This window comes from Streptomyces sp. NRRL B-24572 (assembly GCF_002156145.1).
GTDB classification, from domain to species: domain Bacteria; phylum Actinomycetota; class Actinomycetes; order Streptomycetales; family Streptomycetaceae; genus Streptomyces; species Streptomyces vietnamensis.
In genome coordinates this window covers 1-9,734 of record NZ_MWIG01000760.1, presented here as the reverse complement: position 1 = coordinate 9,734, position 9,734 = coordinate 1, and the positions used below count along the sequence as shown (strand labels likewise).

The window sequence follows — 9,734 nt, the reverse complement described above, 5'->3', positions numbered from 1 at the left end:
GGCGGCGACGAGCTGCTCCCGGAGCACCGGGTCCGGCAGCGCCCGCAGCCCGTGCACGGCCACGAGATGGCCGGGGTCCGCGAGGTGGCCGTGCTCCCGCCCGTACTCGAAGAGCGCACGGCGACCGGCCGGGGTGACCTGCCGGGCGGCGATCGCCCCGCAGACGATGCCGGTGATCAGGGCGGCGAACAGCATCGGCGCCACCTTGAAGACGAACGGCAGCCGGAACTCGGGGGAGTCGGCGAGGTCGATCACCGTGAGGACGATCGAGACGGGGAAGAGAGCGAAGGCCGCCAGGACGAGGGCGCCGCACCAGCGCGCCGTGGTTCGCCGCGTCGCCGGGGCGACGACGAGCCCGCGCGCCGCGAGGGCGTCGCCGATCTCCTGGACCGCCGGGTGCCGCATCACGCCGAGCCGCAGGTGGTGCAGGGCCCCGTGCGGGGCGGCGGCGTGCTCCTGGAGTACGGCACGCTCCACGGGGTCGTGTGCGGTGGGGCGGACGACCGCGACGATGCCGGGGCCGCCGATCGCGAGCCTGCCGTCCGCCTGGAGGGCGGCGAGGGCGGTGTCGACGACGCGGGCCGGGCCGCCGTTGAGGAAGGCGACCTCGTACCGGTCGTGGACGGGCCCGCCGGTACCGCCGCGCATCCGGACGACCCGGGTGATGACGAGGGCGATGCCGACGACGCCCGCCAGGTAGACGAGGGCGATGAGGAGGTCCATGGTCATCTCCGTACGAGGGCGTGACGGGCGGCCCGTACGAGACGGGTGGCACGGCCCGGCGGGCGGCTGCCGGAACGGTCCTGCCACCACTCCGTGAGCCGCCGCCGTGCCGCCGGGTCCTCCGGGCGGCCGGCGAGCAGCAGGTGCTCGACGAAGTCGAGGGCGTCCCGGCGGTAGCCGCCGGTCATCGGACGGGACCTGGCGTACGCGAGGAACGCGGGCCGGTAGCCCTTGCCGAGGATCTCCGGCAGCTCCGGCGCGACCTTCGCGACGACCCCGGCCCGCTTGGCGGCGAGGGCGCGGCTCTGGACCGCGATCCGCCGGGTGTCGAAGCCTTCGGGGACGGGGGTGCCGGCGACGAGCGCGGACAGGAGGGAGGCCTGGGCCACGGCCAGGCGTTGGCGGGCGCCGTCTGCCGCTGCGGGGTCCTCGACGACAGGGGTCGCGCCCGGCATCAGGCCTCCCGAGACGCGCGCCCCGGCGCCGATCAGCAGCGGGGCTCGTCGGGGCGCGGGTACCAGCGGAAGGGCGCCGTGCGCGTGGGCTGTGTCCACCCTCCCCCGAGCTCTCGACTCCGCTCGAACAGGGGGGACCCCCCTCGCCCGGGGGGCACCTCCCGGACGGAGTCCGTGGGAGGAACGCACGCCCACAGTGGTCCTGATCGCCTCCAACTCCCGCGCGAGCTCCTCCGCCGGCGGGAAGTCGTCGTCCCGCTCCAGAAGCACCCCCGGCGGGGACACCCGGGACGCGAGGTCCGCCAGGACGTCGAGCACCGGCTGCGGCACCGGGTGGGCGTGGGTGTCGTGCCAGACGCCGTCCCGCTCGACCCCGCCCGCCACGTGCACGTACGCGATCGCCTCGACCGGCAGCTCGGACAGGGCCCGGGCCGGGTCCTCGCCGCGGTTGACGTGGTTGGTGTGCAGGTTGGCGACGTCGATGAGGAGCCGTACCCCCGTACGCTCCACCAGCTCCGCCAGGAACCGGCCCTCCGTCATCTCCTCGCCCGGCCAGGCGATCAGGGCCGCGATGTTCTCCAGGGCGAGCGGCACGGGCAGCGCGTCCTGCGCGATGCGCACGTTCTCGCAGAGCACGTCGAGCGCGTCCCGGGTCCGGGGCACCGGCAGCAGGTGCCCCGCTTCGAGCAGCGGGGTCGCGGTGAGCGGCCCCCCGGCCCGTACGAACGCGATGTGCTCCGTGACCAGCGGCGCCCCCAGGGCCACCGCCTTCTCCCCGAGCGCCGCGAGCCGCGCCGGGTCCGGCCGGTCCGCGCCGCCGAGCCCGAGCGAGACGCCGTGCGGGACGACCGTCACGCCGCGCTCGCGCAGCCGGGTCAGGGAGTCGGGCAGATGGTCCGCGCAGATGTTCTCCGCGACGACCTCCACCCAGTCGACTCCGGACAGCGCCTCCACCGCCTCGGCGATCTCAGGACGCCACCCGATGCCGATGCCGAGTTCCGTCATGTCCCCCTCCTTCGGTACTCAGTCCCCCACCTGATGGCCCGGGCGGGAACGTTCGAATCCCGGATGGGGGACGTTCAGAGCTTCATTTGAGGTTCGGCCGCTGTGAGCTTCGAGACAGTCGGGACGCGTGCCGTCTCCCGTGGCTGCTGTTCCGCCAAGATCACGTTCATGGACACCGCGGACCTGTACCGACGTTTCGCGGAGCGGGAGGCCCACGGGCACTCCGCCCGCTACGAGGAGCTGGCCGTCCGTGTGGCGGCGGACGAGAAGCTGGTCGCCCTCATCGAGCAACTGCCCGAGCCGAAGCGGCAGCCGAACCTGCTCCTGGCGGCGGTGCGCCACCTCGACGGGCCCCTGCAGGACCCGGAGGAGTTCACGGCCTGGGTCGTCGCCTCCTGGGACCGGGTGCGGACGACGATGCTGGGGCGTCGTACGCAGACGAACGAGGCCGGCCGCTGCGCCGTCCTGCTCCCGCTGCTCGCGTCGCTGCCGCAGCCGCTCGCCCTGATCGAGGTCGGTGCCTCCGCCGGCCTGTGCCTGTACCCGGACCGCTACCGGTACCGGTACGACGACGGCGCCGCCTTCGGCCCGGCCGACAGCCCGGTCACCCTGGCCTGCCGCACGTCCGGCCCCGTGCCGCTGCCCGAACGGCTGCCCGAGGTCGTGTGGCGCGCCGGGATCGACCTCAACCCCCTCGACGTCCGTGACGCCGACGACGTGCGGTGGCTGGAGTCCTTGGTCTGGCCCGAACAGACGGACCGCGCGGACCGGTTGCGGAGCGCCGTACGCATCGCGCGCGCGGAGCCTCCGCACCTCGTCCGCGGTGACCTCAACGAGACGGTCGGGGATCTCGTCTCCCAGGTCCCCGAGGGCGCCACACCCGTGGTCTTCCACAGCGCGGTCCTGTTCTATCTCCCGCCGGAGGCCCGGGAGGCCTTCACCGAGACGATGCGCGGCCTCCCCGCCCGCTGGATCTCGAACGAGGCCACAAGCGTCCTGCCGTCCGTGGCGTCCCGCCTCCCACGCCCCGCACCGCAGGACCGGACGGTGTTCGCCCTGGCCCTCGACGAACGGCCGCTGGCCTTCATGGGACCGCACGGCCAGTCACTGGACTGGTTCTAGCGCCCAGACACGCAGGGCGTCGCCGGACTCGGACGGTGTCGCCCAGGCGCCGTTCCCGAGTGCGGTCGGCTGACCGGAGGGCTGTGCGGGGTAGGTGATCCGGCGGAGGCCGTGGGTGCCCGTGGTGTCGAGCAGCCAGTGCCGGACCTCGCCCCACTCGTCGTCGCTCTCCACGGTCGAGACGACGAGGGTCGTCTCGTCCACGAAGCCGCCTGCCCAGTCCCAGCAGGCGGGTGTCTCCTCGGGGTCGTCCGACGGAGCGTCAGGATGCGGCGGGATCACGGACTCGGCGTCCCACTCCAGGCCCTCCAGGGGGTGGCCGTCGGAGTCGCGGACCGAGAGCGTGTCCTGCTCGTGGGAGACGGTCATGAGCCGCTCGCCCGACGGACTCACGCCCAGCAGACAGAGGTCGCCCTCCACGTACGTGACGTCCAGCCGCTCTCCGTCCCAGCTGCCCAGGCGCAGGGGCGCGCCGTCCTGTCCCTCGCCGATGCCGAGGCCCATCCGACGGGGATCGGCCGGGTGGGGGACGTGGTCGCTGCCGGCCGCCGCGGCCCGGGCATCCGCCCGCGCGAGCACGCGACCGTCGAGGGCGTCGATCACCAGCCACTCGTCGACGGCGTCCGGGGTCAGCTCGCCCTCGGGCAGCGGGCCGCGCACGTGGGCCCAGACGAGTGCGCCGTCCGCGGAGAAGCCGACCGAGCCCCCGTCGGGGTAGCGGTGGTTCCGGTCCTCCGCGTACTCGTCGTACGACTCGTGCATCTCCCGGCACGCCCCGTACCAGCATCCGTGCCGGACCTCCCAGCGCGTCGCCCCCGACGGCTCCACCGCACGCACGGCGTGCACCCCGGCGAAGACGGCCAGGCTCGCGTCGGGCGACACCTCCCACGTCCCGCGGCGGCGCGGCCACGGCGCGGGGAAACGGATCTCCGCTCCCGGCCGAGCCGCGTAGCCGTCGTCCAGCGGTCGCGCCACGACCTCGTCGTCGCTCCGCTGGACGAGCAGCCTGCGCCCCGGCAGTCCCGAGAGCTCCGGAGGACCTGCCTGCGACGAGGGCAGGAGAGCGGGGACGGTGGCGTGGAGCCGAGCCTGCACGGACATGTGGATCTCCCAGGGGCGTAGACGCGGCGCACACTACGGCAGGGGTCCGACACCCGGCCGCGCGGCCACCGGCCGGGCAGCGGTCAGGCCCGGGGGAGACGCAGGCGGGAGGCGAAGAGGGCGCTGCCCTCGGACACCACCGTGCACGAGCCCGGGGCGATCTCCGTGAAGCCCGCGTCGCGGACGACCGGGAGGCCGCTCGTGGTCAGGGTCGGCCAGGCCTCGGCCGTCGCGGTCCGCACCGCGAGCGGGAAGCCCGCCTCCTGCCACGCCTTGCGGTCTGCCTCGTCCATCGCCCACCACAGCAGCTGCGCCCCGTGGCCGGCCTGGGCCATCGCCTTGCCGGCCGACATGTCGAGTTCCGGGTTCATCCACAGCACCGCCGACCCGTCCGGTACGGGGCCGGGCGCGGCCGGGTCGTCGAGGTCGGTGCCCGATACCTGGAGCTTGGCGAGCTCCTTGGGCCAGCCGTCCAGCGGGACCGGCGGGAAGACCCGTACCTCGGCCTCCGCGCCGGTGACCGTGATGCCCGGCAGGGTGTTCGCGCGCCGCCACTCCGCGCCGCGCGCCCGGCGCACCACCTTGCGGATCCGGGCGTCCTGCCAGTCGGTGATCGCCTGCGCCCATTCGCCCTCGCCGAGGGAGCGGTCGTCGGTCAGGATCTCCAGGACGGCCCGCGCCGCGGTCTCCAGGGCGTCGGTACGGGCCGGGGGCGCGTCGCGCTCGATCCGGACGACCAGGGGGAGGACGAACTGGGGCTTCTCGTCGCGGAGATCGGTCTCGTTGCTGCTCACCCGGCAAGTCTGCCATCGAGGTGAGGAGCGATTCTTGTGGGAATCATCGCTTCCGGGACAGGATGCCCCTCATGAAGAGCGATCTTTTTGCCGGTGAACACCTCGCCGAGGCGGCGACCTTCCCGGGGATGACCCTCCAGAACGCCAAATCGGTCAAGTACACCGTGAACGGCGAGATGCACGCCCGCCAGGGTTCGATGATCGCCTTCCGCGGCGACCTCCAGTTCGAGCGCAAGGGCCAGGGCATCGGCGGCATGCTCAAGCGGGCCGTCACCGGCGAGGGCCTGGCGCTGATGGCCGTGCGCGGCCAGGGCGAGGCCTGGTTCGCGCACGAGGCGCAGAACTGCTTCATCGTCGAGATCGAGCAGTGCGAGGCCTTCACCGTCAACGGCCGCAACGTGCTCTGCTTCGACGCCACCCTCCACTACGACATCCGCACCGTGAAGGGCGCCGGCATGACCGGCGGCGGCCTCTTCAACTCCGTCTTCTCCGGTTACGGCAAGATCGCCCTGATGTGCGAGGGCAACCCGATCGTCATCCCCGTCACCCCGCAGGCCCCGGTGTACGTCGACACCGACGCCGTCGTCGGCTGGAGCGAGCAGCTCCACACCTCCCTGCACCGCTCGCAGTCCCTCGGCTCGATGATCCGCGGCGGCTCGGGCGAGGCGGTGCAGCTGAAGCTGGAGGGCCAGGGCTTCGTCGTCGTCCGGCCGAGCGAGCTCACCCCGCAGAAGAACCCCTCGCATTGAGGCTGGAGCGAGTCGGGCGGCGGCACGGCCTCCGCGGGCCGTGGGTCCTGCGGGAGGTCTCGCTCGACCTGCCCGCCGCCGCCCTCGTGCGGGTCGTCGGCACCAACGGCACCGGCAAGTCCACGCTGCTCCGGCTGCTCGCCGGGATCGACGCGCCCACCGAGGGCCGCGTCACCGGCCGCCCCGCCCGCACCGCGTACGTCCCCGAGCGCTTCCCGGTCGCCCTCCCCTTCACGGCCCACGACTACCTGGTCCACCTCGGACGCGTCCAGGGCCTCGGCCGGGCGGCGGCGCGGGCCCGGGCGGGGGAGTGGCTGGAGCGCTTCGGGGCCGGCGAGCACGCGCGTACGGGGCTCGCGGAGCTCTCCAAGGGCACCAGCCAGAAGGTCGCCGTCGCCCAGGCCCTCCTCGCCGACCCGGCCCTGCTCGTCCTCGACGAGGCCTGGACCGGCCTCGACACCGGCGCCCGAGCCGAACTGGACACCGCCGTCCGCGAACGCCTCGGGGCGGGCGCGACGGTCGTCTTCGTCGACCACGACCCCCGCCGGCTGGAGGGGGAGGCGGGAGTCGTGTACGGGGTGGAGGCGGGCCGAGTACGGGAACTGACGCCGTCACCGGCGGGGGCCGCTGCGTCGACGGCCGGCCTGCCGGAGACGCGTACTGGTCTTCCGGTGGCCGGGCCGGGGTCCGCTGCGGCCGCGCCCGGTCTTCCGGCGGCGGTCGGTCTTCCGGCGGCCGGGCCCGAGCTCGCGGCGGCGGTCGGGCCCGGCCTCTCGCCTGCGGTCGGGCTCGTGACCGGTCCGGTTCCGGGCCTGGCCCTCGTCCGTATCGTCGCCTCCGGCGGTTCGGCGCTGCCCGGGCGGCTGCCCGGGGACCCGGTGGTCGCCCCCGGCGCCGACGGCCGCACAGCCGTCCTCACCGTGGGCGCCGCGCACTCCGACGCCCTCCTCGGCGTGCTCCTCGCCGCCTCCTGGCACATCCACCACCTCGGCACCGAAGGCGTACGGGTATGACGGCGCTCCTGCGCTACCAGTCGGGTCTGCTGCTCCGCTCCCAGCGCTGGCTGGCGCCGCTGCTCCTGTACGCGGCCTTCGTCGGCGTCGGCGTCCAGGCCGGCGAACCGGTGCTCGGCGCGCTCGGCTTCACCGCCGCCGCCCTGCTCCCGGTGTCCGCCTGGACCGTGCGGATCTGCCTCACCCAGGAGCCGCCCGCCGCCCGCGGCGTGGTCGCGGCGGCGGCCGGCCGGGGCCGCGCGCATCTCGCGGCGCTGCTCACCGGGGCCGCCTGGCCGGTCCTCGTCGGTACCGTCGCCGTGCTCGCGGTGACGGCGATCGCCGATCGACGCGGGGTCGCCGTGCCCGCCGCCGTCTCCGCCGGGCTGCTCGCGGCGCTGGCCTGCGCCCTGACGGGAGCCGTCGTCGGCGCGCTGGCCTCCCGCCCGTTCGTCCGGGCTCCCGGCTGGTCCCTCGCGGCCCTGGTCCTCGGTTCCCTCCTCGCCCTTGTGACGACCGGTTCCCCGGCCAAGTACGCCATGACCGCCCTCGTCGCCGGAGCCCGTACGACGACCGCCGACCCGCCCTGGCTCGCCTGCGCCGGCGCGCTGCTCCTGGCGGCGGCGACGGCGGTGCTCGCGTCCCGGGCGACGGCCCGTCTGGAGTGAGGCGTCGGGGTCTCAGCGGCTCATGAGCTCCGAGACCTTCACGAAGCGGTAGCCGCGGGCCCGGAGCTCCGGGACGATCCGGCGGATCGCCCGCTCGGTCACGGGGGCCGCGCTGCGCGTGCAGTGCATGACGACGAGCGAACCGGGCTTCACCCCGTCGAGGACCTGCTCGGCGACGGCGTCGGCGTCCTTCGCGAAGGCGTCGCCGCTGACCACGTCCCACTGGACCGCGGTGACCCCGACGGGGGCGAGGGCGCGCAGGGCCGCGTCGTCGTAGCAGCCGCCGGGGAAGCGGAAGTACGGGACGACGTTGACGGCCCCGGCGTCCCGGAAGGCGTCGAAGGCGCGCTGCACGTCGGACGCCATGTCGGGCCCGGGGACGGTCGGCAGGCCGTAGCAGGGGGTCGCGAAGGCGTAGTGGCTGTAGGAGTGGTTGGCGATCTCGAAGCGGGGGTCGCCGCCGATGGACTTGGCCTGGTCCGGGTACTCCTCCGCCCAGCGGCCGGTCATGAACACGGTCGCGTCCACCTTGAGCCGGCGCAGGGTCGCGATGAGCTCGGGGTTGTCGAAGTGCTCGCCGCGCGCGGCCCGGGGCCCCTGATCGGCCGTCATGTCGGCGTCGAAGGTGAGCGCGACGACCTTCTCGGTGCCCTTGGCGCGGTGCGTGTACACGGGGGTGAGGCCGCCGGGCCCGGGCGCCATGGTCGGCGGCCTCACCCCCGTGTGCGCGGGCTTCGGGCCGGGGGCGGCGGCGCTGGGCTCGGCCGAGGGGCTCGTGGAGACGGCCGTCTTCGCCTTGGGCGCCGGGGTCTCGGCCGCGCCGGTGCCGCAGCCGACGAGGGCGGCGCCCAGAAGACCGAGCGCCGCCATCTTTCGTACAGAAGTGTTCACGATCGGAAGTTAACCGATCAAAGTGATTATCGCTCGCGACTCGACAGCAGCAGCACCCGAGTCCACGCGCTGAGCTGACGCACCATCGCGTCGGCGTGCGCGGCCCGCTCCCGGCGGAAGGGGAGGACGAGCAGGGCGGGGACGAAGGCGAGGGTCACGAGGAGCAGGGGCAGGGTGGCGACGAGAACGATCGGGGCGCGCTGGGCCCGGCGGAGCGTACGCATGGGGTTCCTCGGGGTAGTGGCCGGTACGGGCCCCCACCGTCGGCGGCCTCCGATACGTTGCGACAGTCCGCAACCATTGCCGGTGCGGCGGCAATGCTCCGGGGAGGGGTGCGATGACCGAAGTGGCCCGTACGCGGGGGAGTTCCTCGGAGATCGAGCGCGGAGAGGTCCCGGAGGTTGCGGCGCTCGGCAACGTGTTGAAGGAGCTGTTCAACAGGCTGGGCATCAGCCAGAACCAGTACGCGTACCGCGTCCACCTCGACAAGTCCGCCGTCTCCCGCTACCTCTCCGGCCGCCGGGTCGCGCCCCAGGACTTCATCGACCGCCTGGTCCAGGAGATCGAGGACCACCTCGGAGCCCCGCTCCAGCTGGAGGCGAAGGAGGCGCTGCGAGGCCGGCGCCTCGAGGCGCTGCGGGTCTGCAGCCCGGACGAGTTCCGGCTTGAGAGCCTGCGGGACGAGCTGGCGCGCTCACGGCGTGACACGGAGCGGGCGCACCGCAACATCGAGGCCTTGAACGCGCTCCTCGACAAGAAGGAGGCGGAGGCGCGGGACGTGGCGGACGACCTCACGCGCCTCCGCCTGGACTGGGGTGCGGAGCGGTCCGCCCTCGCCCGCGCCCGGGAGGACCTCCTCCGCCAGGTCGCCCGGCTCCGCCAGGACCTCCAGGACGCGGAGGCCCTCCGGGCGGAGGCGGAACGACAGACCCGGGAGCTCCGGGACCACGTCCTGGACCTGGAGGAGGAGCTGTCCCGGAGCGCCGTCGGCGACCTCCCGCTGGACATGCTCAAGAGCCGTTTGCTCGCCATGTGGGAGGAAGAGCGGTTCCCGGAGGCGGCACGCGAACTGACCGAGGCGGCGTGGTCGCGACCGGTGGAGGAGGTGATCGAGCTGTCGGACTGGCTGGAGGAGCGCGGCGCGGCGATGACGCCGGAGACGTTCGTCGCCGATGCCGGACGGTTGCGGCCTCTGGAAGAGGCACTGGCGTTCGCTCCGGAGGCGGTCCTCGAC

11 protein-coding genes are annotated in these 9,734 nt (G+C 74.1%); 5 read left to right on the top strand and 6 right to left on the bottom strand.

Annotated features, from left to right (window positions below):
* Together CCN56_RS35315 and CCN56_RS35310 are read right to left on the bottom strand one after the other, a co-directional pair.
* On the bottom strand, positions 1–723 hold a 723-nt coding region (locus CCN56_RS35315), incomplete at its 3' end, for a TIGR04222 domain-containing membrane protein (RefSeq protein WP_086831865.1).
* A 2-nt stretch (positions 724–725) separates the two neighbouring features.
* Positions 726–2,183 (bottom strand): DUF692 domain-containing protein, encoded by a 1,458-nt coding sequence (locus CCN56_RS35310; protein WP_086831864.1) that lies wholly within the window; start codon positions 2,181–2,183, stop codon positions 726–728.
* A gap of 168 nt (positions 2,184–2,351) precedes the next feature.
* Between CCN56_RS35310 and CCN56_RS35305 the strand changes: the two genes are divergently transcribed.
* Positions 2,352–3,305, top strand: coding sequence for a DUF2332 domain-containing protein (locus CCN56_RS35305; RefSeq protein ID WP_086831867.1), 954 nt, complete (start codon positions 2,352–2,354; stop codon positions 3,303–3,305).
* Here the strand turns inward: CCN56_RS35305 and CCN56_RS35300 are convergent.
* Together CCN56_RS35300 and CCN56_RS35295 are read right to left on the bottom strand one after the other, a co-directional pair.
* Positions 3,288–4,406, bottom strand: coding sequence for a hypothetical protein (locus tag CCN56_RS35300; RefSeq protein ID WP_086831863.1), 1,119 nt, complete (start codon positions 4,404–4,406; stop codon positions 3,288–3,290). The genes CCN56_RS35305 and CCN56_RS35300 overlap by 18 nt on opposite strands.
* A gap of 83 nt (positions 4,407–4,489) precedes the next feature.
* Positions 4,490–5,200 (bottom strand): aminoacyl-tRNA hydrolase, encoded by a 711-nt coding sequence (locus tag CCN56_RS35295; protein ID WP_086831862.1) that lies wholly within the window; start codon positions 5,198–5,200, stop codon positions 4,490–4,492.
* Positions 5,201–5,271: 71 nt separating this feature from the next.
* Between CCN56_RS35295 and CCN56_RS35290 the strand changes: the two genes are divergently transcribed.
* From CCN56_RS35290 to CCN56_RS35280, 3 genes are read left to right on the top strand one after another with little or no spacing between them, the layout of a single operon-like run.
* Positions 5,272–5,949 (top strand): AIM24 family protein, encoded by a 678-nt coding sequence (locus tag CCN56_RS35290; protein WP_086831866.1) that lies wholly within the window; start codon positions 5,272–5,274, stop codon positions 5,947–5,949.
* On the top strand, positions 5,946–6,962 hold the full coding sequence (locus tag CCN56_RS35285; protein ID WP_086831861.1) for an ATP-binding cassette domain-containing protein: 1,017 nt from the start codon (positions 5,946–5,948) through the stop codon (positions 6,960–6,962). The genes CCN56_RS35290 and CCN56_RS35285 overlap by 4 nt, the downstream gene beginning before the upstream one ends.
* Positions 6,959–7,609, top strand: a complete 651-nt coding sequence (locus CCN56_RS35280) for an ABC transporter (protein ID WP_086831860.1) — start codon at positions 6,959–6,961, stop codon at positions 7,607–7,609. Before CCN56_RS35285 ends, CCN56_RS35280 begins: the two co-directional genes overlap by 4 nt.
* Positions 7,610–7,621: 12 nt before the next feature.
* Here the strand turns inward: CCN56_RS35280 and CCN56_RS35275 are convergent, their stop codons facing one another.
* On the bottom strand, positions 7,622–8,479 hold the full coding sequence (locus CCN56_RS35275; RefSeq protein WP_086831859.1) for a polysaccharide deacetylase family protein: 858 nt from the start codon (positions 8,477–8,479) through the stop codon (positions 7,622–7,624).
* 47 nt (positions 8,480–8,526) lie between these two features.
* Entirely contained in the window at positions 8,527–8,724 is a 198-nt protein-coding gene (locus tag CCN56_RS35270; protein WP_086831858.1) for a hypothetical protein, read from the bottom strand.
* Between the two features lie 113 nt (positions 8,725–8,837).
* On the opposite strand from CCN56_RS35270, the gene CCN56_RS45665 reads away from it, so the two are divergent.
* On the top strand, positions 8,838–9,734 hold an 897-nt coding region (locus CCN56_RS45665; protein WP_373412939.1), incomplete at its 3' end, for a helix-turn-helix domain-containing protein.

Coding starts and splice junctions, on each gene's coding strand:
- CCN56_RS35310 (WP_086831864.1), bottom strand. CDS start 2,183: ATGACGGAACTCGGCATCGGCATCGGGTGGCGTCCTGAGATCGCCGAG.
- CCN56_RS35305 (WP_086831867.1), top strand. CDS start 2,352: ATGGACACCGCGGACCTGTACCGACGTTTCGCGGAGCGGGAGGCCCAC.
- CCN56_RS35300 (WP_086831863.1), bottom strand. CDS start 4,406: ATGTCCGTGCAGGCTCGGCTCCACGCCACCGTCCCCGCTCTCCTGCCC.
- CCN56_RS35290 (WP_086831866.1), top strand. CDS start 5,272: ATGAAGAGCGATCTTTTTGCCGGTGAACACCTCGCCGAGGCGGCGACC.
- CCN56_RS35280 (WP_086831860.1), top strand. CDS start 6,959: ATGACGGCGCTCCTGCGCTACCAGTCGGGTCTGCTGCTCCGCTCCCAG.
- CCN56_RS35275 (WP_086831859.1), bottom strand. CDS start 8,479: ATGGCGGCGCTCGGTCTTCTGGGCGCCGCCCTCGTCGGCTGCGGCACC.
- CCN56_RS35270 (WP_086831858.1), bottom strand. CDS start 8,724: ATGCGTACGCTCCGCCGGGCCCAGCGCGCCCCGATCGTTCTCGTCGCC.